Origin of the sequence: Sinomonas notoginsengisoli (assembly GCF_021554725.1) — a bacterium.
GTDB classification, from domain to species: domain Bacteria; phylum Actinomycetota; class Actinomycetes; order Actinomycetales; family Micrococcaceae; genus Sinomonas; species Sinomonas notoginsengisoli.
Genome location: NZ_JAIZDP010000001.1, coordinates 1005275 through 1028377, shown reverse-complemented (window position 1 = coordinate 1028377; position 23103 = coordinate 1005275). Strand labels below are relative to the sequence as shown.

The window sequence follows — 23103 nt, the reverse complement described above, 5'->3', positions numbered from 1 at the left end:
TCCTTTCTACGTGCCGTAGATGAATGCCTCGGCGTGGGCCACGGCCTTGTGGAACGAGTCGTTACGGAGGGCCACCGCATCCTCGCTCGCAGCCGTTCCGTTGGCCACCGCCTCGACATAGCTCGAGAGCCCTGGCGGCCGCAGCACCCATATCCCGCCGGTGGGCGGCAGGTAGAAGACCGCGAACGAGCGTGCGGCGGAGTCGTCCTCCCACACGGGCACGACCGCGACCGCCGCCCCTGTATCGACGTTGATCCACTGGGCACGAGGCTTGGGCTGCTCGTTGTCGTAGACGCTGGGGTCAAGGAACGGTGCGGTGCCCTCGCCCCACTTCTCCTCGAACCTCTCGTGGAACACGGGGAACAGGGTGCTGTCGTAGCGGCGCCAGCCGCTCTTCTCTGGGCTCACGGCCTCTCCTTCATCTGGGTGGATGTGCTCTCCACGCATGTTCCCTCTCACGAGTCAGCGGAACCAGCGGAGGAGGAACCGCACGAGGTCGTCCTGGTCCATCTGCTGGTTCATCGGCCTTCGCGCAAGCCACACGGGCTGGCGCGGAGGCATCTGCGCCCAGAGGACGGACTCGGCGCGGTCCCGAGCGGCATCGTAGGACGCCCTGCGATCCTCGCGGCCCAGCACAGCGTAGGCTTCAATCGCCTCCCGCAGCCGTTCGCGATCAGACTCGGAGACTGCGGTGCGACCGTCAGGGTGCAGTTCGCGCACGAGCCGCCGATAGGCGGAGCGGATCTCCCGCAGGCTCGCCGTGCGGTCCACCCCGAGCACCTCGTAGAAGTCCTTTGCACGCATGGCAGCCTCCGCGTGGGGGAGGCCGGCGCCCCGGCAGGGCCATGTGCGGCCCTGCCGGGGCCACGGTCCCTCAGGCCGCGATCTCCCTCTTCGAATGCGTTGTGGAGACCTCGATCTTGCGTGGCTTCGCCTCCTCGGCCACCGGGATGCGCAGGGTCAGGACACCGTCCGCGTAGTTCGCTGTGACCTTGCCCGTGTCCAGGGCGTCGCCGAGGATGAGCTCGCGGCCGAACGTGCCGGACGGGCGCTCGGCGGCAACCACCTCGGCGCCGTCCGGGCGGTGCGACTGCCGCTCCGCCTTGACTGCCAGGACGTTGCGCTCCACATCGACGTCGATCGTCTCGGGGTCCACCCCCGGCAGGTCGAACTCCACCACGAATTCGCTGTCCTCGCGCCACGCCTCCATAGGCATGGTCGTGGGCCTCGACGCGCTACCGAAGACCTGCTCCGTCAGGCGGTCGAGCTCACGGAATGGATCGGTTCGCATCAGCATCTCTGCCACCTCCAGATGTTCGATATCGGGATGTCCAGTATTCATCAGTAGGACGGTTCCACATCCATGGATCTGTCTCTACAGACATAGATATAGTTGATCTCAAGACACAGATCAAGACCACTGGGGAAGGAAGTAGGCGGAATTGGCCACGCAACGCAAGCGCGACCCGTCAGAGGGCGTCTATGCGATCTCAGTCGCTGCCGAGCTGTCCGGGATGGGGCTCTCCAGCCTGCGCCTCTACGAGCGGAAGGGCCTTCTCACGCCGTCACGCACGGAGGGCGGCACCAGGAGGTACAGCGAGGACGACATGACGCGGCTCGTCCGGATCGCCGACTTGATTGATGCCGGACTCAACATCGAGGGCATACGCCTCGTCCTCGACCTCGAGGACGAGAACGCCCAGCTGCGGGCCCAGGTTTCTCGGCTACGCGTTCGCCGATGAGACTCGGCAGCGCAGCAACGGACAGTGATCCGAAACACAGAAAGGGGCGGCGCCGGTAGTGACCCAGCACCGCCCCTCTACTGTGTGCGCGGGATCAGGTTGGCGCGAGGAGTCAGGCTCGACGCCGGGTGACAAGCCCCCAGATGATGAGCACAATGAGCGAGCCGATGATGGCGGTGAGCCAGGCGCTGAGGCTCCAGAAGTGCGCCATGAGATCTTCCTTGAAGATCATCCCGCCGAGCCAGCCGCCCAGAAGCGCGCCGATGACGCCGAGGACGAGGGTTGCGAGCCAGCCGCCCCCCTGCCGTCCGGGGAGGATCGCCTTGGCAATTGCCCCCGCAATGAGACCGAGAATGAGGAATCCGATGAAGCTCATGCCTACTCCTTGTGTGGTGCGAACACGTTCAGTTGGACTGCTTGCAGTGGTGGCCAAGCTGTCTCCTTCCTAGCACAGGGACTTTGCTGGATCACCGATTGTGCGAGCGCCGTCACCACATCTTTATGACGCGGGGTCCGGGTAACGTTCAGGTCAAGGGCTTCCGGCGGAAGGGGAACTGTGGACAGGCGCGCGCTCATCGTCAATCCGGTCAAGGAGGGCGCCGACGCACTCGTCGACGCGTTCCGGAAGCGCTGTGCAGACGACGGGGCGGAAGCCACGGTCCTGGAGACGACCGCTCAGGATCCCGGGCCCGGCATGGCGGTCGAGGCGCTCGACGGCGGGGCGGAGCTGATTGTGGTGGGCGGCGGGGACGGCACCGTTCGTGCGGTCTCCGGGGTCCTGGCGGGCGCCGAGATCCCGCTCGGCCTGGTGCCGCTTGGCACTGGCAACCTGTTTGCACGCAACCTGAGCCTCCCGATCGACGATCCCGAGGCGGCGCTCGGGGTCGCACTGGAGGGGCGGGACCGCCGCATCGACCTCGCCTGGGCACGAGTGGACGATGGCGACGAGCTCGCGTTCGTGGTGATGGCGGGTCTCGGACTGGACGCCACGATGATGGCCAACGCGGACAGCGGCCTCAAGGCCAAAGCCGGCTGGCTCGCTTATGTGGCATCGGCGGCCCAGAGCATCGCGGGAGACTCCATCCGCATCCGCGTCGACATCGATGGCCGTTTCGCGCTCGATCGGCGCCAGCGCGGGGTCATGATCGGCAACTGCGGCCGCATTCAGGGTGACATCGAGGTCTTCCCCGGTGCGCGGGTGGACGACGGCATCCTGAACGTCCTCGCGGTCGCCCCGCGGGGACTCCCCGGCTGGTTTCGGGTCGCGGCGGCCCTCCTGCTCCGATTCCGCCGGCATTCACAGCCCGATCTCGGGCACCTTACCGGCAGAGCAGTGCGCGTGGCCGCCGCGCACCCGGACGACATCCAGCTGGACGGCGACCATCTAGGCCGCGGCAGCGTCCTCGACGTCCGCGTCGATCCGGGCGCGCTCACCGTGCGGGTGCCTCGTTGAATGCAAGGAAAGCCGGGAGCGCGAGGCGCGCCCCCGGCGTCGAGCGTCGCGGACAGACCCGGTCAGCCGAGCTTCTTCCCGATCGAGACCCCGGTCGCCGTCTTGAGGCCCGCCGAGGACGCGTCTGAGCCGGAGCCCTTCCGCGCCTGGTCCGGCGCGGCCCTGCGGCCCAGGAGGAAGTACGCGATCGGTCCGATGGTGTTGATGAATGTAGCACCCGCCCAGGCAAACTTCGGCCCGTTGACCTGCTCGGCCGGGCGCTTGGCCAGATCCCGCAGGGCCAAGGCCTGGAGGGTGATCTGGATGGCTCCGGTGATCACCACGCCCACGCGCTGCCCGCCGCTGAGCTCGGCCCACTTCTTCTTGGTCCTCTTGTTCCATCCCATTCGGCCAGTCTAGGGAATCCGTCTCGGGGAGGGGAGGGCGGCGCGGTTAGGATATCTGTGCCGCGGCTCTCGAAGGACGTGCGTCAGCTGGCGCCGCGGCCACGACGTCATGAGGAGTGCTGTGTCAGATAACAAGATCCGTGTTGCCATCGTCGGTGTGGGGAACTGCGCCGCCTCGCTTGTCCAGGGGGTGCACTACTACCGCGACGCTGACCCGCAGGAGACAGTTCCCGGCCTCATGCACGTGGCGTTCGGCGACTACCATGTTGGCGACCTCGAGTTCGTCGCCGCGTTCGACGTGGACGGCAAGAAGGTGGGGGTCGACCTCGCCGACGCGATCGTGGCGAGCGAGAACAACACCATTAAGATCACCGACGTGCCCCCAACGGGCGTCACCGTCCAGCGGGGCCACACCCTCGATGGCCTCGGCAAGTACTATCGAGAGACCATCGAGGAGTCCCCGGAGGAGCCGGTCGACGTCGTCGCCGCCCTCCGCGAGGCCCGCGTGGACGTCCTCGTCTGCTACCTCCCGGTGGGCTCCGAGAAGGCCGCGAAGTTCTATGCCCAGTGCGCGATCGATGCACACGTGGCGTTCGTCAACGCGCTGCCCGTCTTCATCGCCGGTACCCCGGAGTGGGCGGCGAAGTTCACCGAGGCGGGCGTGCCGATCGTGGGCGACGACATCAAGAGCCAGATCGGCGCGACCATCACCCACCGCGTTCTCGCGAAGCTGTTCGAGGACCGCGGTGTGACCGTGGACCGCACGTACCAGCTCAACGTAGGCGGCAACATGGACTTCAAGAACATGCTCGAGCGCGAGCGGCTCTTGTCCAAGAAGATCTCGAAGACCCAGGCCGTGACCTCCAACGTCGAGGCCGAGCTCGCCGAGCGCGATGTGCACATTGGCCCGTCCGACTACGTGGCCTGGCTCGACGACCGCAAGTGGGCGTTCGTGCGCCTCGAGGGCCGCAACTTCGGAGACGCGCCCGTTTCGCTCGAGTACAAGCTCGAAGTGTGGGACTCGCCCAACTCGGCGGGCGTGATCATCGACGCTGTCCGTGCGGCCAAGATCGGCCTCGACCGTGGCATTGGCGGTCCGCTGACATCCCCGAGCGCGTACTTCATGAAGTCCCCGCCGGTGCAGAAGGCCGACGATGTGGCGCGCGCCGACGTCGAGGCGTACATCCGGGGCGAACTCGAGCGGTAGCCCGTCCGAGTGGCGAGCACGACGCCGGGCCGGTCACCTTCGCGCGGTGACCGGCCCGGCGTCGTGCTTCCCTTGACGGCTGCCCGCCCGCGGCGTACACCGGAGGAATCAGCGGTGGCCGGGTGAGGGCGCAGGAGGGCGCCGGCGCCACAAGGTGGTCTCGGAGAACCCCGGGAGGGGCCATGTCCACGACTGCCATCAACCTGCTCCGCGAGAACGTGCGCGGGACGGTGATCGAGCCCGACGACCCGGACTACGACGCCGCTCGCCGCGTATTCAACGGCATGCACGACAAGCATCCAGCGGCTGTGCTGCGTGTCTCCCAGACCGCGGACGTCATCGCCGCCGTGCGGTTCGCCAGGGATGCCGAGCTGCCCGTGGCGATCCGCGGAGGCGGCCACAGCGCTCCCGGCTTCGGGACAGCCGACGGCGCGCTCGTCCTCGACTTCTCGCCCCGCCGCGGCGTCTGGGTCGACCCGGCGGCGAAGCGGGCGCGCGCCGAGGCCGGGACTACATGGGGCGACTACAACCATGCCACGCACGCGTTCGGGCTCGCGAGCACGGGCGGGATCCTCGGCTCGACCGGAGTGGCCGGGCTGACCCTCGGCGGCGGGATCGGCTTCCTCGCGCGCAAGTACGGGCTCGCGTGCGACAACCTCGTCTCGGCGGATGTGGTGCTCGCCGACGGGACCTTCGTGAGGGCGAGCGCCGAGGAGAACGCCGACCTCTTCTGGGGACTGCGCGGAGGCGGCGGCAACTTCGGCGTCGTGACCTCCTTCGAGTTCGAGCTGCACCCCGTGGACATCGTCCATGTGGGCATCGTCGCCTTCCCCGCCTCGGAGGGGTTCGCCGTCGGACAGTTCTACCGCGACTGGATCGCCGCCCAGCCCGAGGAGTTCGGCGCGTTCTTCGCATACCACCAGGCGCCGCCGGTGCCGTTCATCCCCGAGGAGTGGCACGGTCGCCAGGTCGCGCTCATCGTGGGCATGTGGACAGGCGATCTGGCCGAGGGCGAGGCGCGCTGGCAGCCGGTGCTCAAGGCCGGGCCGGTGGTCGGCTCGCTCGTTGCGCCGATGCCCTACCCCTTCCTCAACGGTGCGTTCGACGAGGGGAACCCTCCCGGACTCCAGGGCTACTGGAAGGCGGACTTCGCGAAAGAGCTCTCGGACGACATCCTGCGCGTGGCGCAGGAATACGGGTCCACGGTCCCCAGCCTTGCGACCGCCAACCACTTCTATCCGATCGACGGCGCCGTGCAGCGCGTGGCCCCGGATGCGACCGCCTTCCCGTACCGGTCCGTGGGATTCGCGCCCGTGATCGCAGGCCAGTGGGAGAACCCGGCGGACAACGAGGCCAACATCGCGTGGGTCCGCAGCTACTGGCGTGCCCTGCACGAGTTCACCGAGCCCGCCGGGTACATCAACTTCCAGGACGCCGACGACCAAGGACGCATCGAGGTCAACTACGCCGCGAACTACGCCCGGCTTGCGTCGGTGAAGACCACGTACGATCCGGACAACTTCTTCCACATCAACCAGAACATCAAGCCTGCGCTCGCCGGGGCGGCGGCAGAGGCGCCGGCGGAGCCGGCCCCGGCCTGAGGGCCCGTCCCTGCAACGCCCCGTTCTGCCATGGGCCTCTATGAGTCGCCCCTTGGCGCCGCCTCGGCAGCTCCACTATTCTGGGCCCGGCGATTCGCGGACTGAGGGTGCGCGACTCATGGGGGGCGAACCGTCGGACCCGCCGGATCCCCGCCGGTCAAGAAGCGGCCGGCGCTCCCCCCGGGTCCTCAGAAGAGGCCCTCGACCTGGCCGTCGTCGTCGAGGTCCATGCGCAGTGCCGCGGGTACCTTCGGGAGGCCCGGCATGGTCATGAGCGAGCCTGTGACCGCGACGACGAACCCCGCCCCGGTGCGCGGCCACAGCTCCCGCACATGCACCGTGAATCCCGCGGGCGCGCCCAGCAGTGCCGGGTTGTCGGAGAACGAGTACTGCGTCTTGGCCATGCACACGGGCAGGCTGTCCCAGCCGTTCTCGTGGATCTGCTTCAGGGTCTTCTTCGCCGCGTCGGAGAACTCCACGCCCGCGCCCCGGTAGACCTCGCGGACCACGGTGGCGATCTTCTCCTCGACGCTCATCGCGAGCGGGTACAGCTGACGGCACGCACCCGGGGTCTCGAGCGCCGCGAGGACCTCCTGCGCGAGGGCGTCGCCGCCGTCGCCCCCGCCGCCGCGGCCCCACACGTCGGCGACCGCGACGCGCACCCTGGCCTCGCGGCAGAGGCGCACGACGGCGGCGAGCTCCTCGGGCGTGTCGCTCACGAACTCGTTGATGGCCACCACCGGCTCGAGCCCGAACTTGCGCACATTCTCTACGTGCCGGGCCAGATTGGCGAAGCCCTGCACGACGGCGCCCACGTCCTCGCCCGTGAGGGAATCCTTGGGTACTCCGCCGTGCATCTTCAGCGCCCGCACCGTCGCGACGACCACGACGGCGGACGGCGCCACGTCCGCGGCGCGGGACTTGATGTCGATGAACTTCTCGGCGCCGAGGTCTGCCCCGAAGCCCGCCTCGGTCACGACGATGTCCGCGAGACGCCGCGCGGTTGTGGTCGCGAGCACCGAGTTGCACCCATGGGCGATGTTCGCGAAGGGGCCACCGTGCACGAGGGCGGGTGTACCCGCGATGGTCTGCACCAGGTTCGGCTTGATCGCATCCTTGAGGAGCATGGCCATGACGCCCGCCGCGCCCAGGTCAGCGACCGTCAGCGGCTTGCGGTCATAGGTGTAGCCGAAGGTGATACGGCCCAGGCGGTCCTTGAGGTCCGCCGCCGAGGACGCGAGGCAGAACACCGCCATCACCTCCGAGGCGACCGTGATGTCGAAGCCGGCCTCGCGTGGGACGCCCTGGGCCGGCCCGCCGAGGCCGATCACGATGTCCCGAAGGGAACGGTCGTTCATGTCCATGACGCGTTTGAACGTCACGCGCCTCGGGTCGATGCCCAGCGCATTCCCCTGGAAGATGTGGTTGTCGATGAGGGCGCAGAGGGCGTTGTTCGCGGACGTGATCGCATGGAAGTCGCCCGTGAAGTGCAGGTTGATGTCCTCCATGGGGAGGACCTGGGAGAGCCCGCCGCCCGTCGCACCGCCCTTCATCCCGAGGATCGGGCCGAGGCTCGGCTCGCGGATGGCGATCATGGCGCGTTTGCCCGCGCGCGCCAGGGCATCGGCCAAGCCCACCGTGAGCGTGGACTTTCCCTCGCCGGCCGGCGTCGGCGAGATCGCCGTGACGAGGACGACCTGGCCGCGCCTGCTCGTCTCGGGGAGGCGGCCGACGTCGATCTTGGCCTTGTACCGCCCGTACAGCTCGAGGGCGTCGGCGGGAATCCCTGCCTCTGCCGCCACCTCCTCGATGGGACGCAGCGTCGCCGCGCGGGCGATCTCGAGGTCGCTGGGGACGGGGGAGCCCTTGGCGCTGGCGCTGGGCGACGATGCCTGAGCGGTCATGGCGCCACCCTATCGCGCAGCCCCGAGATGTGAAGCATGTCTTTGGCCCTCCCCGCCGCGCAAGCACCACCCAGTGGGACCCCAGCAAAGCGCGTCAGGCCAGCCGGACCGCCGTCCGCTCGTGCAGCGCCGTACGGTAGGCGGCGCGCGTGCCCTCGGCGGTCTGCTCCCAGCCGAAGCGCTCCGCGTAGATCGACGCAGCGCGGCCGAGGTCCCCCCGGGTCTCGGGATCGTCGTACAGCTGTTCGAGCACCGCGGCCCAGGCCGAGGGCTCGTGCCCGTCCACGAGGAAGCCGGTACGCCCATCGCACACCGCACGCGTCAGCCCACCCACGCGCGCAGCCGCGACAGGCGTTCCGCATGCTTGGGCCTCGAGCGCCACGAGCCCGAACGACTCCGAGAAGCTCGGCATCGCCACCACGTCCGCGGCCCGGTACCACTGTGCGAGCTCGGCCGCCGGAACCGGCGGCAGGCGATGCACCACGCCGCCGAGCCCCTCCGCCTGCGCGAGCAGGTCCAGGTCCAGGCCCGCGGAGCCGCTCGGTGCACCCACGATCGAGACCCGCAGCGGGATGTCCGGCCGCCGACGCCGCAGCGCGCCGGCGGCCGCCACGAGCACCTGCGGCCCCTTGAGCCGCTGGATCCGCCCCGCGAAGAGCACATGGAAGGTATCCCGCGCGATCCTCCTGCCCGCGCGGGACGCAGCCCGGAACGCGGGACGGAACACCTCGAGATCCACTCCGGGGGACACGACATCGATCCGGTCGTCGTCGACGCCATAGTGCCGCACCAGCTCGTCCCGCTCCGCCGCGGTGTTGGCGGTGAACCACGCGGCCTCGTCGGCCAGGCGCTGCTCGCCGCGCTCTCGGTTGCTCGGCTCGGGCACGTCCCCCGCGGCGAGGTGCAGGTTCTTGACCCGGGCCATGGTGTGCATCGTGTGCACGAGGGGCACGCCCAGCTCGCCCGCCACCTCCAGCCCGGCCAGCCCAGAGACCCAGTAGTGGCTGTGGACGATCCGCGACGCGGCCGGTGCCCTGCGGCAACGCTCGAGCGTCGCGGCGGCGAACTCCTCGACAAGCGGGGGCATCTGCTCCTTGGCGAGCCGGCGGCGGGGACCGGCCGCGACGTGGTGGACCAGGACGCCTTCGGCCAGCGGCACCGTCTCGGGCTGCTCTGCATCTGTGGCACGTGTGTAGATGTCCACGCCCACGCCACTCGCGGCCAGCGCGCGCGCAAGGTGGGACACGTAGACGTTCATGCCGCCCGCATCCCCGGCGCCGGGCTGCTCGAGCGGGGACGTGTGAAGGGAGATCATCGCCACGCGGTCATGGTGCTGCACGCTCCCAAGGCTACGTGGCGGGGATGCCCGGCCGCGTACCGTTTCGGCGCCGTGCGGTCGCGCAAGGTGGGGCGTCGCCCACGAGCCGAACCGGCGGCGTCGTGCGCCCCGAGTACACTCGTGGGGTGACTTCGGAGCCTGCCGCACCCAATTCCACCCTGCCCGCCGTCCGACTGCCCGAGCGTGCCGCCGTGGTGGACCTCGACGCCATCCGCCACAACGTGGGCGTGGTACGCAAGGTCGCTGCGCCCGCGAGGGTCATGGCCGTGGTGAAGGCGGACGGCTACGGCCACGGCGCCGTGCAGGTGGCCCGGGCTGCGCTCGAGGCGGGTGCTTCGTGGCTCGGTGTGGCGCACATCAGCGAGGGCCTCGGGCTGCGCGCCGCCGGCGTCGACGCCCCCATGCTCGCGTGGCTGCACACCCCGGATTCGAACTTCTCCGCGGCCGTCGCCGCCGGCATCGACCTGGGCTGCTCGGGCTGGGAGCTCGAGCGGATCGTCGCGGCCGCCCGTGAGCAGGAGCGCCCCGCACGGGTGCACCTCAAGATCGACACCGGCCTGGGACGCAACGGCGTGACCGCCGACCGCTGGGAGTCCGTGGTGGGGGAGGCCGTCGAGTACCAGGACGAAGGCCTCCTGCGCGTGGTCGGCGTCTTCAGCCACCTTGCCGTGGCCGACGAGCCCGAGCGCCCCGAGACCGACGCCCAGCTCGACGCATTCCGTGAGGCGATCGCCGTTGCCGAGGACGCCGGCTGCGACCTCGAGATGCGCCACATCGCCAACTCGCCGGCCGTCTTCTCCCGCCCGGACGCCCACTTCGACCTCGTGCGCGCCGGCATCTCGATCTACGGCCTCTCCCCGTTCATCGACCAGTCCTCCCTGGACCTCGGCCTCCGCCCCGCGATGACCCTGCGCGCCACCCTCTCGCAGGCCAAGCGCGTCCCGGCCGAGCAGGGGGTGAGCTACGGCTTGACCTACCGGACGGCGTCCCCGTGCACTCTCGCCCTCGTCCCGCTCGGCTACGCCGACGGGGTGCCGCGCACTTCCGAGCGCGGGCCCGTCCGGGTCGGCGGCCGCACGTATCCCGTCGCGGGACGGGTCGCCATGGACCAGGTCGTCGTCGACCTCGGCCCCGACGCCGACCCCGAGCTGCTGGTCGGCGCCGAGGCCGTGCTGTTCGGCACGGGAGCCGACGGCGGGCCAACCGCCGACGACTGGGCGCGCGCCACAGGGACCATCAACTATGAGATCGTGACGCGCATCAGCCAGCGAGTGCCGAGGATCTACCTCGGGGAGGACCTGTGAACGGTCGCCCACCCCTGGGCGCACCCGAGTGGGAGATCGCCTTCGCTCCCACGATGGCGGAGCAGACCCGTGCGCTCGGCGCGGCGCTCGCTGATGTGCTGGCAGCCGGGGACCTCGTGGTCCTCACCGGCGAGCTCGGCGCGGGCAAGACCACCTTCACCCAAGGGCTCGGCGAAGGGCTCGGCGTGCAGCCCGGCATCATCTCCCCGACCTTCGTCCTGGTCCGCATCCACCCGAACCTGATCCACGGCCCGCGGCCCGGCGGTCCCGACCTGGTCCACGTCGACGCGTACCGCCTTTCCGGGCACGGCGAGCTCTCGGACCTCGACCTCGAGAACTGGGCGGACGCGGCCGTGACGGTCGTGGAGTGGGGCCGAGGGCTCGTCGAGGACCTCTCCGACAGCCGCCTCGACATCGAGCTCCGCCGCGCGAGGGCGGCCGCTGCTCCCTCCGGTCCCACACTCGACTTCGACACGGAGGACGACGACGAGCCGCGCCTCGTACTGATCCGCGCCTACGGCCCCCGCTGGACCGGGCACCCCGAGATCCGCTGGCCCGCGGTAGAGCGCGTCAATCCGGACGCTGTCCCGGCTCCGCTGAACGCCGGCGAACCGCCCGCTGAAGGCCAGGAGGCGCCCCAGTGATCATCCTGGCCATCGACACCTCCGCTATCGCATCCGCTGCCCTCATCCGTTGCCACGAGTCCTTCCGGGACGCCGCGGTCCTGGCCTCCTTCGCCACCGAGGACACGAGATCCCACGCCGAGGTGCTCGCCCCCGGAATCCGGGCGCTGCTCGCGGAGCAGGAACTCACGGGCAGGGACATCGCCAGGATCGTGGTCGGCGTAGGTCCGGGTCCCTTCACCGGCCTGCGCTCCGGGATCGTGACCGGGCGCGCGCTCGCATTCGCGTGGGGCGTGCCGCTGGACGGGATGATGAGCCTGGACGCGCTCGCATGGGACGTCACGGCGGTCGGAGCCGGCGGATCCGAATTCCTCGTCGCCATCGACGCCCGGCGCAAGGAGCTCTACTGGGCCCGCTACGCCAATGACGGCACCGTCCTGGACGGACCTCACGTCACCGCGCCGGGCCGCGTCCCTGGCCTGCCCGTGTACGGTGCCGGGGCGGCCCTCTACCCGTCGCAGCTCGAGGATGCCGGGGCGAGCGTCGCGCCGGGCTTCGACTCCGCCCAGCCGACCGCCGCCTCGCTCGGCCTCAGCGCCGCCTCCCGCCTCGCAGCCGGCACACCGCTGCGCGACACCACCCCGCTGTACCTCCGCGAGTCCGATGCCCAGGTGCCGGGCCCCCGGAAGAGGGCGCTGTGAGCGCGAAGCTGCCACCCGGCGTCGTGCTCCGGGAGATGACGGAGGGCGATGTGCCCGCGGTCCATGCGCTCGAGCGCCTCCTGTTCCCCATCGACGCATGGCCCGAGCAGATGTTCCGGGAGGAGATCCGCCAGTCCGAGACACGGCGCTACTGCGTCGCGGAGGCCGAGGTCCCCGAGGGGCGCCGGATTGTGGCCTACGCGGGACTCATGTGCGTCGAGCCGATTGCGGATGTCCAGACGATCGCCGTCGTGCCCGAATACGAGGGCCGGGGCATCGGGTCGGCTCTCCTGACCGAGCTCATCGGGGAGGCACGCCGTCGGGGTGCCGAGGACGTTCTGCTCGAGGTCCGTGCCGACAATCCGCGGGCTCAGGCACTCTACCGGCGCTTCGGCTTCAGCCATATCCACACCCGCAGGCACTACTACCGGGACGGCGCCGACGCGCTCATCATGCAGCTGCCTCTCGGTGAGGCCGAGCCCGCGCCCGGCGTTGCGCCCGCGCCCGGCGCTGCGTCAGAAGGGGAGAACGTATGAACCGCCGGGAGCCGCTGGTCCTGGGCATCGAGTCCTCGTGCGACGAGACCGGCGTGGGCATTGTGCGCGGCACAACGCTGCTGGCCAACACAGTCTCGTCCTCGATGGATGAGCACGTCCGCTTCGGCGGTGTCATCCCCGAGATCGCCTCGCGGGCCCACCTCGACGCCCTCGTGCCGAGCCTGCGTGAGGCGCTCGACACGGCAGGCGTGACCCTCGACGACATCGACGCGCTGGCCGTCACGTCCGGGCCCGGCCTGGCCGGCGCGCTCATGGTGGGTGTGTGCGGTGCGAAGGCGCTCGCGGTGGCGACCGGCAAACCGCTCTACGCCGTGAACCACCTCGTGGCGCACGTGGGTGTGGGCCTGCTCGATCGCGGTGTCTACGGCGGCGAGTTGCCTGAGCACCTCGGCGCGCTGCTGGTCTCCGGCGGGCACACCGAGGTGCTGCGGGTCCGGAACATCGCCGGGGACGTCGAACTCCTCGGCTCCACGATCGACGACGCCGCCGGAGAGGCATACGACAAGGTGGCCCGCCTGCTCGGCCTTGGATACCCGGGCGGGCCGGTGATCGACAGGCTCGCACGGCGGGGCAACCCGAGGGCTGTGCGGTTCCCGCGCGGACTGACCCAGCCGAAGTACATGGGCACCGCGGAGGAGCCCGGGCCACACCGCTACGACTGGTCTTTCTCCGGGCTCAAGACCGCTGTGGCGCGCTGCGTCGAGCAGTTCGAGGCGGCGGGCGAACCCGTCCCCGTGGCGGACGTCGCGGCGTCCTTCCAGCAGGCCGTGGCGGATGTGATCACCTCCAAGGCCGTCCTCGCCTGCCGCGAGCAGGGCATCCGGAACCTGCTCCTGGGCGGGGGCGTGGCGGCAAATTCGAGGCTCCGCGAGCTCACGCGTCAGCGGTGCGAGGAAGCCGGGATCTCGCTGGCCGTGCCGGACTTCTCCCTCTGCACGGACAACGGGGCCATGGTCGCCGCCCTCGCCGCGCGGGTGATCATGGACGGCGGAGACCCGAGCGGCCTCGACTTCGCGCCGGAGTCCTCGCTCCCCGTCACCACCGTGAGCGTGTAGCAGGCGGCCCCTCAGGCACACTTCATGCGCGTATCGACGTGGATCCGCAGGGACCCGTCCCGAGTTGTGTCCGGCGGGACGGGAACAGACGGCCGAAGCCTGTCCACATAGCGTCGCGGATGCCTACCCGCGGGCGAGGATTCCGGAACGATGGCGCTATGACGGCCATCATGGACCTTCTCGCGATGCGCGGCGGCAGCGCGCGCACCCAGCTGCTTCGGCGGTCGTTCAGCAAGCGCCAGATCGCGCGCGCTGTCGCCGATGGCACGATCATCCGATCAGTGCGCGGAGTCTATGCACTCGCGAGCCTCGGCGAAGCGGAGCACACCGCGCTCGAGTCCAGCGGTGTGCTCTGCCTTCGGTCGGCCGCGCTCGCGCATGGCATGGGCGTCCTGCACCGTCCGAAGGTGGTCGAACTCGCCGTGCCGCGCGAGCGTCGGGCAATCAAGCGCTCGGGCGTGTCGACCCGTCGACGGCTGCTGCCGGCGCAGGACCTCGTACGCCAGGGCGAGGTCTTCGCCACATCGGCAGCGCGCACGGTGCTCGACTGCGCAGCTGCCCTGCCCTTTGCGGAGGGCCTCGCCATCGCGGACTCGGGCCTCCGCATGGGTCTCGTCTCCCGTGACGAGCTGGTTTCGGCGGCGGCAATCTGGGTGGGACGGAACCGAAGCGCTCAGCAGCGCGTACTCGAGCACATGGACGGGCGGGCGGCGAACGCCTTCGAATCGGGCCTTCGCGCTGCCTGCATCGAGGCCGGGGTGCCCATGAAGCCACAGGTCGTGATCCGCGCTGGCGGCACAGACCGCCGGGTCGACCTCGCACGGACCCTTTCCAGGGGGTCGCGGTGGGTATGGCTGGTTGCCGAGGCTGACAGCTTCGAATGGCACGGCGGCAGGCAAGCGCTGCACAGGGACTGCACGCGCTACAACGAACTCGTCAGGGCAGGCTGCGCGCTCCTGCGATTCAGCTGGGAGCACGTGATGTTCGAGAGGGAATGGATCGGCGAGGTCGTGGCAGACGTGGCTGACCGGCCCGCCAGAGGCAATTCACCGCCGGAACCGCGCTTTTCGAGGCTACATACTGCGTGAATTGTGCCTGACGGCGCGGAGGGGCCTAACGCCCGCGCAGGCTTCGGGCCAGAATCCACTCCACCGCCGCGTAGACGCCCGCCCCGCCGGCCACCCAGAGCGCTGCCTGAAGGTGGGACGTCACGGCCAGGACCACCGCCACAACCACCAGGACGAGCACGATCCGCGCGGGTGACCGACGTTTGCGGGCGCTCACGCGTCGGCCGGGGCGTAGCCCTCGCGCATGAGCCGGGCCTCCTCGAGCACGACGGCGCGCAGGTCGCCCCCGTGGGCCTCAGCCACCCGGCGCTGCCGCTGGTACCCGGCGCCCCGCCTCATGATGCCCTCGAGGTCATACAGCTGCGAGGCGCAGCCCAGGTCCTCCGCGATCGGCGCGAGCCGCTCGATCGTCTCGGCGAGGTGCTCGGTGACGAGCTTCTCGTTGCACGCGGCGTCGAGGATGATGATCGCGTCGAGGCCATACCGCGCCGCGCGCCACTTGTTCTCCTGGACATTCCACGGCGGCATGGTCGGGATGGGCCGTCCGGCGTCGAGCGAGCGGGACGCCTCCTCGACGAGGCACTGGGTGAGGGCACCGATCGCGCCGATCTCCTCGAGCGTGGAGAGGCCGTCGCACACGCGCATCTCAATGGTGCCCAACCGCGGGACGGGGCGGATGTCCCACCGGATCTCATTGATGAGATCAATCACCCCGGTCTCGAGCATGTCGTCGACGTAGTGCTCGAATCCGGCCCAGTCGGGGAACTGGAACGGAAGCCCCGCCGTGGGCAGCTGCTGGAACATGAGGGCGCGTTGGGACGCGTATCCCGTGTCCTCTCCGCTCCAGAAGGGGCTCGATGCGGAGAGCGCCTGGAAATGCGGGAAGTAGTTCACGAGCGCGTCGAGGACGGGCATGGCCTTGTCGCGCCGGTCGAGGCCCACGTGCACGTGCACGCCGTAGATCACCATCTGGCGGCCCCACCACTGCGTTCGGTCGATCAGCTTCGCGTACCGCTCCTTGTCGGTGACCGGCTGTAGTCGCGGCTGGCTGAACGGGTGGCTGCCCGCGGAGAAGAGCTCCACCCCGATCCGGTCGGTGATGCTCCGCACCGCGGCAAGGGACTCGCCTAAATCCGCTGTGGCCTCTGCGACGGTGCGGTGGACACCCGTGACGAGCTCCAGGGTGTTGAGCAGGAGTTCCTGATGGATCCTGGGGACATCGCCGAAGAGCTCGGGGTGCTCTGCAGCGAGGCGCTCGAGGACCTGGGGCGCGAGGGACACGAGCTCGCCGCCGTGTTTGTCCACGAGGGCCATCTCCCATTCGAGTCCGATCGTGGACTGCTCTGACGGCGCGAAGTCGATCTCCAGTGGATACCCCCGAATCTGGCCGGCTGCGGCCGGCTGTGTGCACGAGTGGTCCCAGTTTACGGCCCGAGCGCGTGCTTCCGGGCCTTCACGCCCGCGAAAGGATCTCTTCCACACGGGCGGAATCCGGCAGGCACCCGTAGCCGAGGCTGCGTCCGGGCCCGAGCCGGGCGGCAATGAAGGCCTCTGCCACGGCGGGATCCCCGTCGAGCAGGAGGGTCGCCTGCAGCGCGACTGCCAGTGCCTCCGCGAGCCGTCGGGCCCAGGCCTGTGCTTCCTCGGGTTCGCGCGCGGCATCGGCCATGAGGGCCAGGGCCTGTTCGAGGTGGGCGTCGAGGGCGGGGTCGGTGCCGCGATGTCGTTCGAGCTCCTCCGCGAGCGCCTCGGCGGAGTCGGGCTCGCGGGCGAGGGCCCGCAGCACGTCGAGTGCGACCACGTTCCCGGACCCTTCCCAGATGGCCATGACCGGCTGCTCCCGGTAGCGCATGGCGAGGGGGAAGTCCTCGGTGTACCCGTTGCCGCCGAGGCACTCGAGGGCTTCGGCGGCGTGCGCGGGCCCGCGCTTGCACACCCAGTACTTGCCCACCGCCGTCGCGATCCTGCCGAACGCACGCTCCCGCCGGGCGCCCGTCGACCCTGCCTGGACAGGGATGGGCGACGGCGAGTCCCCCGAGGCGGTAGCCGGTGGCACCGGCGGCGCCCACACGACGTCGTCCGCCGCGGCCAGCCGCAGCCCCAGTGCCAGAGCGGCCTCGTACTCCAGCGCGAGGTCCGCCAGGACCCCGGCCATGGCGGGCTGGTCCGCGAGGACCCGCCCGAAGGCCCGCCGATGCCGCGCGTGCCACACGGCCTCGGCGACTGCCTGGCGCATTCCGGCCGCGGTGCCGAGGATGCAGTCGAGGCGGGTCTCGTGGACCATGTCGATGATGGTCCGCACCCCGCGCCCGGCCTCGCCGAGCCGCCAGCCGCGCGTGTCCTCGAATTCCACCTCAGCGGACGCGTTGGCCCGGTTCCCGAGCTTCGACTTGAGCCGCACGAGGCGGAACGGGTTACGCGCGCCGTCCTCCAGCACGCGTGGCACGAGGAAGCATGAGAGTCCCTCGGGCTCCTGGGCGAGCACGAGGAACGCGTCGCTCATGGGAGCCGAGCAGAACCACTTGGCCCCGGTGATGAGCGCCGTGCCGTCGCCGAGGGCGCGCGCGGCGGTGGTGCTGGTCCGCACGTCTGACCCTCCCTGCCGCTCGGTCATGGCCATGCCCACGAGCGCGCCGGGCTTGTCCGCGGCGCGTATGAGCCGTGGTTCGTAGCCGTCGCCGTAGAGGTGCGGCAGCCACACGCGGGCGACGTCGGGCTGCCGCGACAGGGCGGGGACGGCGGCGTGCGTCATCGAGATGGGGCACGCGTGGCCCGGTTCGATCTGCGCGAACAGCATGAACGCGGCCGCCCTCGCCACGTGGGCCCCTGGCCTCGGGTCCGCCCACGAGGACGTGTGGGCGCCGTGCGCGACCGCATCCGCGATGACGTGGTGGTACGCCGGGTGGTACTTGACTTCGTCGAGGCTCTCGCCCCAGCGGTCCAGTGCGTTCAGCACGGGCGGGCACTCGTTGGCGAGGCGCGCATTCTCGGCGAACTGGCGGGAGCCAACGAGGCGCCCGATCGCGGCGAGCTCGCCAGATGCCCAGGTTGCCCCGTGGCGCCGGATCCCGTCGACGAGCGCGGCGTTGGCCGAGAACTCGTCGACGTCGGTGCGGGGCGGTGCCTGATTGGCGTGCATGGTCCCATTGCACACCCGGGAATCATCGGGGGCCAGATGGCGTTGGATAAGAATGGTTCTCATGAATCGAGGAAAGGAGCACCATGAAGGTCCGCAATTCGCTGCGTTCGCTCAAGAAGGCCGCAGGGGCGCAGGTGGTCCGTCGCCGCGGGAAGGCGTTCGTGATCAACAGGAAGAATCCGCGCATGAAGGCGCGCCAAGGCTGAGCTCCCGCCGGGATCGGCACGCACTAGCCTTGTGCCGTGCCGATCCTGAACAAAGACATGACGCTGTGCATCTCGCTTTCGGGCCGGCCCAGCAACAACGGGACGCAGTTTCACAACTACCTCTACGACGCCCTCGGCCTGAACTGGATTTACAAGGCGTTTGCCCCGACTGACCTTGGGCAGGCGATCACGGGCGTCCGGGGACTCGGCATCCGCGGTTGCGCAGTCTCGATGCCGTACAAGGAAGCCGTGATTGCACTGGTTGACCGCATGGACCCCTCGGCCGCGGCCATCGATTCGGTGAACACCGTGGTCAACGACTCCGGCGTCCTCACGGCCTACAACACGGACTACACGGCCATCGCGCGGCTGATCTCCCGCGAACGGATCGATCCAGGGTGGTCGGTCCTCCTGCGCGGCTCGGGTGGCATGGCCAAGGCCACCGCCGCCGCCTTCCGCGACGCGGGCTTCACACGGGTAACGATCGTGGCCCGGAACGAGGTGACCGGCAACGCCCTCGCGGACCTGTATGGGTTCGCCTGGCAGCCCGACCTGGGGGGCTCCACGGCGGACGTGGTCGTGAACGCCACGCCGATTGGGATGGCGGGCGGCCCCGAGGAGGCCTCGCTGGCGTTCCCGGAGGCAGCGGTCGACGCCGCGCGGGTGGTCTTCGACGTCGTGGCACTCCCAGCCGACACGCCGCTGGTCGAGGCAGGCCGTGCAGCCGGCAAGACGGTCATCTCGGGCGCCGAGGTCATGACCATCCAGGCGCTCGAGCAGTTCGTCCTCTACACGGGGATGCGCCCGAGCGACGAGCAGGTGCGCGCCGCCGAGGAGTTCATGCGCGCCCCATAGCTTGCTGAGGGGCCTGGCGCAAGACCCCTCAGCACTGCGACATCGCCCGTCGCCTAGGCCGGCTCGACGACGGCCGCCACCCGCTCGTCTCCGATGCGGGTGAGCACGAGGGTGGCCCGGGCCGACGCGCCCTTCCGCTGGCCGCTCAGAAGCAGCCGGCGCAGTTCCTCGGGCGTGACGGAGGATCCGCGCTTCTTGATGTCGAGCACCCCAATGCCTTCCGCCCGGACCCATGCCCGCAGCGACTTGACGTTGTACGGGCGGACCTCGAGCACCCGGTACGCCTTCGCGAAGGGGGTGGAGACGAGGCCGGGGGCGCAGATGTAGGCGATGTGCGGGTCCACGAGGTGGCCGCCGAGCCGTTCGGCAAGCTCGGCGACGAGCTCTGCGCGGATCACGGCGCCGTCGGGCTCGTACAGGAACCCCTCGAGCGGGCCGATGCGCGGCTCGACGCCCCCGCCGAAGTCCGACTCCGCGACGAGCTCGGCCGCGCCGCCTTCGGAGAGGACCAGCGCCGCGCGCCGCACGCTGGGCCGCCGGAGCGCATTGAAGTACAGGCCGACCTCGGCCACATCCCCCTGCACGGACACCCATTGGGCCTCGCATCCGGAGGGGATGGACTCGTGGGGAATGCCCGGACCGAGCTTGACGCCCACTGGCAGCCCACGCTCCGCGAGTCCCTCGGCGAAGCTCAGCGGCGGCGAGAAGGCCGCGGGGTCCCAGAGGCGGGTCGTGCCCGAGCTCGAGGTCTCGCGGCGGGCCGGGTCGAGCCAGATACCGTCAATGCCGTCGAGTGCCACGGACTGCGCGTCCGCATGCACCACTCGTGCATTCGGGAACGGCATGAGGTTCATGGTCGCGCAGGCGGCCGTCGTCTCGTCGAGCTCGACTGCCGTGACCTCGAGATCGAGGGAGGACATGGCCATCGCGTCGGCACCGAGCCCGCAGCCGAGGTCGGCGACGTGGCTCACGCGCGCGTCGACGAACCGGCGGGCGTGGCGGGCGGCCACGGAGAGCCTTGTGGCCTGCTCGAGGCCGGGCCGGGTGAACAGCATGCGCGAGGCGAACTCGCCGAACTTCCCCTCTGCCCGTACCCTCAGGCGCGCCTGCGACAGGACGGCGGAGACGAGCTCGGGGGAGTGGCCCGCCTTACGCATCCGAGTGCTCAGGGCGAGGGCGTCCTCCTCGCGGTACGGGCCCAGTGAGTTCAGGAGGGCCCAGCCCTCCGGCGTCAGCAGAGGTGCCAGCTGCTCCGGTGCGTGGTTGTCGTGGGCCATGCCATCAAGCGTAGTGTCCCGCGCGCAGCAGGCTCATTGGATAGGCTGGACAGCATGGAGACAAGCCCCAGTGTCGACCCCGTCCCCGCACGCCCGGAGCGGACCGGCGTGGCTGTCCGTCTCCGCCCGATCGCCCGCCCCGTGCTCATCGGCGGCATTGTGGTGACGGTGATTGCCGCCCTGCTGCTGCTCGTGGTCATGGGCCTGGACGCGTTCAACGCCACGGTGTACTCGGTGGGCGGCAAGAGCATCGCTGACCCCACCCCTGAGGCCCAGTCGCTGCGGGACCAGTTCCTCGGCGCGAAGATGGCCGCGATCGCAGGGTTGATCGTGGGCGGCGTGGCCTTGGTCGCCTCGATCCTCGTTATGTACCTCACGCGTGGCCTTGCGGAGGACGACGGCGAGGACCTCGGGTACGACGAACTGGCTGGCGAGTAGCGCACGACGGCGCGCGGTCACCGGCGTCCCCGGCCCCCCGCAGCGTCCACTCACCGCAGGGCCGAACCGTGTCGTTGGCACTCGCCTTGACCGAGTGCCAGCCAGCTCACTAGAGTCGCTGGTAGCACTCGGCAGCATCGAGTGCTAACTGTCAGGCACGCTCCCGGCACCCGCGACGACGGTTGCTTGCCCGGCTCCCCACCCGTGACCCGTTCATGAAAAGGAGAGATCCGTGTCGGTCTCTATCAAGCCCCTCGAGGATCGCATTGTCGTCAAGCCGCTCGAGGCCGAGCAGACCACCGCGTCCGGCCTCGTGATTCCGGACACCGCGAAGGAGAAGCCGCAGGAGGGCGAGGTCGTCGCCATCGGCCCCGGCCGCGTCGATGACAACGGCAACCGCGTGCCCGTGGACGTCGCCGTCGGCGATGTCGTCCTCTACTCCAAGTACGGCGGCACCGAGGTCAAGACGGGCGGCGCCGAGTACCTCGTGCTTTCGGCGCGCGACGTCCTCGCGATCGTCGTCAAGTAACGCTTGTGCACTGCGCCCCGGTCGCCTCCGGCGGCCGGGGTGTTGTGCTCTATACACCAACAGGAGTAGCGAATGGCTAAGCAGCTCGCATTCAACGACGCCGCGCGCAAGGCGCTCGAGACCGGCGTCGACAAGCTCGCCGACACTGTCAAGGTCACCCTCGGTCCGCGTGGCCGCAACGTGGTCCTCGATAAGAAGTGGGGCGCGCCGACCATCACCAACGACGGCGTCACGATCGCCCGCGAGGTCGAGCTCGAGGACCCGTACGAGAACCTCGGCGCCCAGCTCGCCAAGGAAGTTGCCACCAAGACCAACGACGTGGCCGGAGACGGCACCACGACGGCGACCGTGCTCGCCCAGGCCCTGGTGAAGGAGGGCCTGCGCAACGTGGCCGCCGGTGCGGCGCCGGGAGACGTCAAGCGCGGCATCGAGACGGCCGTTGAGGCCGTCGCCGCCCGCCTCGCCGACAACGCCCGCGAGGTTTCGGGCCGCCACGTGGCCAACGTCGCCGCGATCTCGGCCCAGTCCGAGGAGATCGGCGACCTGCTCGCCGAAGCCTTCGAGAAGGTCGGCCAGGACGGCGTCATCACGATCGAGGAGTCCTCGACCACCCAGACGGAGCTCGTGCTCACCGAGGGCATGCAGTTCGACAAGGGCTACCTCTCCCCGTACTTCGTCACGGACGCCGAGCGCCAGGAGGCCGTCCTCGAGGACGCGCTCATCCTGATCCACCAGGGCAAGATCTCCTCGCTCCAGGACTTCCTGCCGCTGCTCGAGAAGGTCCTGTCCGCGTCCAAGCCGCTGTTCGTCATCGCGGAGGACGTGGACGGCGAGGCCCTCTCGACCCTCATCGTCAACCGCATTCGCGGCACCCTGAGTATCGTGGCAGTCAAGGCCCCGGGCTTCGGCGACCGCCGCAAGGCGATGCTCCAGGACATCGCAACCCTCACCGGCGCGCAGGTTGTCTCCCCGGAGGTCGGCTTGAGCCTGGACCAGGTGGGCCTCGAGCAGCTCGGCACCGCCCGCCGCATCACGGTCACCAAGGACAACACGACGATCGTCGACGGCGCCGGCTCGGCCGAGGACGTGCAGGCCCGGGTCGCGCAGCTGCGCGCCGAGCTGACCCGAACCGACTCGGACTGGGACCGCGAGAAGCTCCAGGAGCGCCTCGCGAAGCTCGCCGGCGGCATCGGCGTCATCAAGGTCGGCGCAGCCACCGAGGTGGAGCTCAAGGAGAAGAAGCACCGCATCGAGGACGCTGTGTCCTCGACCCGCGCCGCCCTCGAGGAGGGCATCGTGGCCGGCGGCGGCTCCGCACTCGTGCACGCGGTCCGCGCGCTCGACGAGGATGCGGCGGTCAAGGCGCTCGACGGCGACGCGGTGGCAGGGGTCGGGATCGTGCGCCGCGCGCTCGTCCAGCCGCTGCGCTGGATCGCGCAGAACGCGGGCCACGACGGCTATGTCGTCGCCGCACGCGTGGCCGATGCGGAGGTCAACCACGGCTTCAACGCCAAGACCGGCGAGTACGAGGACCTCATCGCGGCCGGGGTCATCGACCCGGTCAAGGTGACGCGTTCCGCGCTCCGCAACGCGGCTTCGATCGCGGCCCTCGTCCTCACCACGGAGACTCTCGTGGCGGAGAAGCCGGCCGAGGAAGCAGACGCCCACGCGGGGCACAGCCACTAGGCGCAACTGCCCTAGGCGCACGGCCTGGCGGCAC

26 protein-coding genes are annotated in these 23103 nt (G+C 70.0%); 15 read left to right on the top strand and 11 right to left on the bottom strand.

The annotated features are described in order from the left end of the window. Nucleotides 1-6: 6 nt before the first annotated feature. The 3 genes from LF262_RS04790 to LF262_RS04780 form a co-directional block, all read right to left on the bottom strand. The gene (locus LF262_RS04790; protein WP_235779091.1) at nt 7-408 is read right to left on the bottom strand and encodes a hypothetical protein; all 402 of its coding nucleotides are present in this window, start codon (nt 406-408) and stop codon (nt 7-9) included. Between the two features lie 54 nt (nt 409-462). Next, on the bottom strand, nt 463-804 hold the full coding sequence (locus tag LF262_RS04785; protein ID WP_235779090.1) for a J domain-containing protein: 342 nt from the start codon (nt 802-804) through the stop codon (nt 463-465). Nucleotides 805-874: 70 nt separating this feature from the next. Continuing rightward, a complete protein-coding gene (locus tag LF262_RS04780; RefSeq protein WP_235779089.1) occupies nt 875-1297 on the bottom strand; it encodes an Hsp20/alpha crystallin family protein in 423 nt (140 codons plus the stop codon). A 145-nt stretch (nt 1298-1442) separates the two neighbouring features. Here LF262_RS04780 and LF262_RS04775 point away from each other — a divergent pair, with 145 nt between their 5' ends. Continuing rightward, nucleotides 1443-1742 carry a MerR family transcriptional regulator gene (locus tag LF262_RS04775; RefSeq protein ID WP_235779088.1) on the top strand — a complete coding sequence of 100 codons (300 nt, stop codon included), beginning with the start codon at nt 1443-1445 and terminating at the stop codon, nt 1740-1742. Between the two features lie 112 nt (nt 1743-1854). Here the strand turns inward: LF262_RS04775 and LF262_RS04770 are convergent, their stop codons facing one another. Next, the gene (locus LF262_RS04770; protein WP_235779087.1) at nt 1855-2118 is read right to left on the bottom strand and encodes a GlsB/YeaQ/YmgE family stress response membrane protein; all 264 of its coding nucleotides are present in this window, start codon (nt 2116-2118) and stop codon (nt 1855-1857) included. A 180-nt stretch (nt 2119-2298) separates the two neighbouring features. Here LF262_RS04770 and LF262_RS17080 point away from each other — a divergent pair, with 180 nt between their 5' ends. Further along, nucleotides 2299-3195, top strand: coding sequence for a diacylglycerol/lipid kinase family protein (locus LF262_RS17080; protein WP_235779086.1), 897 nt, complete (start codon nt 2299-2301; stop codon nt 3193-3195). A 62-nt stretch (nt 3196-3257) separates the two neighbouring features. Here the strand turns inward: LF262_RS17080 and LF262_RS04760 are convergent, their stop codons facing one another. After that, on the bottom strand, nt 3258-3581 hold the full coding sequence (locus LF262_RS04760; RefSeq protein ID WP_235779085.1) for a PLD nuclease N-terminal domain-containing protein: 324 nt from the start codon (nt 3579-3581) through the stop codon (nt 3258-3260). A 121-nt stretch (nt 3582-3702) separates the two neighbouring features. On the opposite strand from LF262_RS04760, the gene LF262_RS04755 reads away from it, so the two are divergent. Then, complete coding sequence (locus tag LF262_RS04755) at nt 3703-4788, top strand: inositol-3-phosphate synthase (protein ID WP_235779084.1); 1086 nt, start codon at nt 3703-3705, stop codon at nt 4786-4788. Between the two features lie 182 nt (nt 4789-4970). Beyond that, a complete protein-coding gene (locus tag LF262_RS04750; RefSeq protein WP_235779083.1) occupies nt 4971-6389 on the top strand; it encodes an FAD-binding oxidoreductase in 1419 nt (472 codons plus the stop codon). A 188-nt stretch (nt 6390-6577) separates the two neighbouring features. Here LF262_RS04750 and LF262_RS04745 read toward each other — a convergent pair whose 3' ends face one another. Together LF262_RS04745 and mshA are read right to left on the bottom strand one after the other, a co-directional pair. Next, nucleotides 6578-8293 (bottom strand): formate--tetrahydrofolate ligase, encoded by a 1716-nt coding sequence (locus LF262_RS04745; protein ID WP_235779082.1) that lies wholly within the window; start codon nt 8291-8293, stop codon nt 6578-6580. A gap of 94 nt (nt 8294-8387) precedes the next feature. Next, nucleotides 8388-9608 carry a D-inositol-3-phosphate glycosyltransferase gene (mshA, locus tag LF262_RS04740; protein ID WP_235779309.1) on the bottom strand — a complete coding sequence of 407 codons (1221 nt, stop codon included), beginning with the start codon at nt 9606-9608 and terminating at the stop codon, nt 8388-8390. 149 nt (nt 9609-9757) lie between these two features. Here mshA and alr point away from each other — a divergent pair, with 149 nt between their 5' ends. From alr to LF262_RS04710, 6 genes are all read left to right on the top strand, one after another. Then, on the top strand, nt 9758-10936 hold the full coding sequence (gene alr / locus LF262_RS04735) for an alanine racemase (protein ID WP_235779081.1): 1179 nt from the start codon (nt 9758-9760) through the stop codon (nt 10934-10936). Nucleotides 10937-10950: 14 nt separating this feature from the next. Then, nucleotides 10951-11580 carry a tRNA (adenosine(37)-N6)-threonylcarbamoyltransferase complex ATPase subunit type 1 TsaE gene (gene tsaE / locus LF262_RS04730; RefSeq protein ID WP_372462736.1) on the top strand — a complete coding sequence of 210 codons (630 nt, stop codon included), beginning with the start codon at nt 10951-10953 and terminating at the stop codon, nt 11578-11580. Further along, nucleotides 11577-12260 carry a tRNA (adenosine(37)-N6)-threonylcarbamoyltransferase complex dimerization subunit type 1 TsaB gene (gene tsaB / locus LF262_RS04725; protein WP_235779080.1) on the top strand — a complete coding sequence of 228 codons (684 nt, stop codon included), beginning with the start codon at nt 11577-11579 and terminating at the stop codon, nt 12258-12260. Before tsaE ends, tsaB begins: the two co-directional genes overlap by 4 nt. Before the next feature lie 35 nt (nt 12261-12295). Continuing rightward, nucleotides 12296-12796 (top strand): ribosomal protein S18-alanine N-acetyltransferase, encoded by a 501-nt coding sequence (rimI, locus tag LF262_RS04720; RefSeq protein ID WP_235779307.1) that lies wholly within the window; start codon nt 12296-12298, stop codon nt 12794-12796. Then, nucleotides 12793-13872: a tRNA (adenosine(37)-N6)-threonylcarbamoyltransferase complex transferase subunit TsaD gene (tsaD, locus tag LF262_RS04715; RefSeq protein ID WP_235779079.1), complete on the top strand. Its 1080-nt coding sequence runs from the start codon at nt 12793-12795 to the stop codon at nt 13870-13872. Before rimI ends, tsaD begins: the two co-directional genes overlap by 4 nt. Nucleotides 13873-14030: 158 nt before the next feature. Continuing rightward, complete coding sequence (locus LF262_RS04710) at nt 14031-14960, top strand: type IV toxin-antitoxin system AbiEi family antitoxin (protein WP_235779078.1); 930 nt, start codon at nt 14031-14033, stop codon at nt 14958-14960. A 25-nt stretch (nt 14961-14985) separates the two neighbouring features. Here the strand turns inward: LF262_RS04710 and LF262_RS04705 are convergent, their stop codons facing one another. The 3 genes from LF262_RS04705 to LF262_RS04695 form a co-directional block, all read right to left on the bottom strand. After that, complete coding sequence (locus tag LF262_RS04705) at nt 14986-15156, bottom strand: hypothetical protein (RefSeq protein WP_235779077.1); 171 nt, start codon at nt 15154-15156, stop codon at nt 14986-14988. After that, nucleotides 15153-16307, bottom strand: coding sequence for a glutamate--cysteine ligase (locus tag LF262_RS04700; protein ID WP_235779306.1), 1155 nt, complete (start codon nt 16305-16307; stop codon nt 15153-15155). Before LF262_RS04700 ends, LF262_RS04705 begins: the two co-directional genes overlap by 4 nt. A gap of 85 nt (nt 16308-16392) precedes the next feature. Then, the gene (locus LF262_RS04695; protein ID WP_235779076.1) at nt 16393-18078 is read right to left on the bottom strand and encodes an acyl-CoA dehydrogenase family protein; all 1686 of its coding nucleotides are present in this window, start codon (nt 18076-18078) and stop codon (nt 16393-16395) included. Nucleotides 18079-18161: 83 nt separating this feature from the next. Here LF262_RS04695 and LF262_RS04690 point away from each other — a divergent pair, with 83 nt between their 5' ends. Both LF262_RS04690 and LF262_RS04685 read left to right on the top strand, forming a co-directional pair. Next, complete coding sequence (locus LF262_RS04690) at nt 18162-18284, top strand: ribosomal protein bL36 (protein ID WP_235779075.1); 123 nt, start codon at nt 18162-18164, stop codon at nt 18282-18284. A 36-nt stretch (nt 18285-18320) separates the two neighbouring features. Beyond that, the gene (locus LF262_RS04685; protein ID WP_308190490.1) at nt 18321-19139 is read left to right on the top strand and encodes a shikimate 5-dehydrogenase; all 819 of its coding nucleotides are present in this window, start codon (nt 18321-18323) and stop codon (nt 19137-19139) included. A gap of 53 nt (nt 19140-19192) precedes the next feature. Here LF262_RS04685 and LF262_RS04680 read toward each other — a convergent pair whose 3' ends face one another. Continuing rightward, nucleotides 19193-20416 (bottom strand): THUMP-like domain-containing protein, encoded by a 1224-nt coding sequence (locus LF262_RS04680; protein ID WP_235779074.1) that lies wholly within the window; start codon nt 20414-20416, stop codon nt 19193-19195. 54 nt (nt 20417-20470) lie between these two features. Here LF262_RS04680 and LF262_RS04675 point away from each other — a divergent pair, with 54 nt between their 5' ends. From LF262_RS04675 to groL, 3 genes are all read left to right on the top strand, one after another. After that, on the top strand, nt 20471-20854 hold the full coding sequence (locus LF262_RS04675) for a hypothetical protein (protein ID WP_235779073.1): 384 nt from the start codon (nt 20471-20473) through the stop codon (nt 20852-20854). A 232-nt stretch (nt 20855-21086) separates the two neighbouring features. Continuing rightward, the gene (groES, locus tag LF262_RS04670; protein ID WP_235779072.1) at nt 21087-21383 is read left to right on the top strand and encodes a co-chaperone GroES; all 297 of its coding nucleotides are present in this window, start codon (nt 21087-21089) and stop codon (nt 21381-21383) included. 72 nt (nt 21384-21455) lie between these two features. Further along, on the top strand, nt 21456-23069 hold the full coding sequence (gene groL, locus LF262_RS04665) for a chaperonin GroEL (protein WP_235779071.1): 1614 nt from the start codon (nt 21456-21458) through the stop codon (nt 23067-23069). The last annotated feature ends 34 nt before the right edge of the window (nt 23070-23103 follow it).

What these genes read in the sequence shown, in the direction of transcription:
- LF262_RS04785 (WP_235779090.1), bottom strand. Translation starts at nt 804, where the DNA reads ATGCGTGCAAAGGACTTCTACGAGGTGCTCGGGGTGGACCGCACGGCG.
- LF262_RS04780 (WP_235779089.1), bottom strand. Translation starts at nt 1,297, where the DNA reads ATGCTGATGCGAACCGATCCATTCCGTGAGCTCGACCGCCTGACGGAG.
- LF262_RS04770 (WP_235779087.1), bottom strand. Translation starts at nt 2,118, where the DNA reads ATGAGCTTCATCGGATTCCTCATTCTCGGTCTCATTGCGGGGGCAATT.
- LF262_RS04760 (WP_235779085.1), bottom strand. Translation starts at nt 3,581, where the DNA reads ATGGGATGGAACAAGAGGACCAAGAAGAAGTGGGCCGAGCTCAGCGGC.
- LF262_RS04750 (WP_235779083.1), top strand. Translation starts at nt 4,971, where the DNA reads ATGTCCACGACTGCCATCAACCTGCTCCGCGAGAACGTGCGCGGGACG.
- LF262_RS04745 (WP_235779082.1), bottom strand. Translation starts at nt 8,293, where the DNA reads ATGACCGCTCAGGCATCGTCGCCCAGCGCCAGCGCCAAGGGCTCCCCC.
- mshA (WP_235779309.1), bottom strand. Translation starts at nt 9,608, where the DNA reads ATGATCTCCCTTCACACGTCCCCGCTCGAGCAGCCCGGCGCCGGGGAT.
- rimI (WP_235779307.1), top strand. Translation starts at nt 12,296, where the DNA reads ATGACGGAGGGCGATGTGCCCGCGGTCCATGCGCTCGAGCGCCTCCTG.
- tsaD (WP_235779079.1), top strand. Translation starts at nt 12,793, where the DNA reads ATGAACCGCCGGGAGCCGCTGGTCCTGGGCATCGAGTCCTCGTGCGAC.
- LF262_RS04710 (WP_235779078.1), top strand. Translation starts at nt 14,031, where the DNA reads ATGACGGCCATCATGGACCTTCTCGCGATGCGCGGCGGCAGCGCGCGC.
- LF262_RS04695 (WP_235779076.1), bottom strand. Translation starts at nt 18,078, where the DNA reads ATGCACGCCAATCAGGCACCGCCCCGCACCGACGTCGACGAGTTCTCG.
- LF262_RS04690 (WP_235779075.1), top strand. Translation starts at nt 18,162, where the DNA reads ATGAAGGTCCGCAATTCGCTGCGTTCGCTCAAGAAGGCCGCAGGGGCG.
- LF262_RS04680 (WP_235779074.1), bottom strand. Translation starts at nt 20,416, where the DNA reads ATGGCCCACGACAACCACGCACCGGAGCAGCTGGCACCTCTGCTGACG.
- LF262_RS04675 (WP_235779073.1), top strand. Translation starts at nt 20,471, where the DNA reads ATGGAGACAAGCCCCAGTGTCGACCCCGTCCCCGCACGCCCGGAGCGG.
- groL (WP_235779071.1), top strand. Translation starts at nt 21,456, where the DNA reads ATGGCTAAGCAGCTCGCATTCAACGACGCCGCGCGCAAGGCGCTCGAG.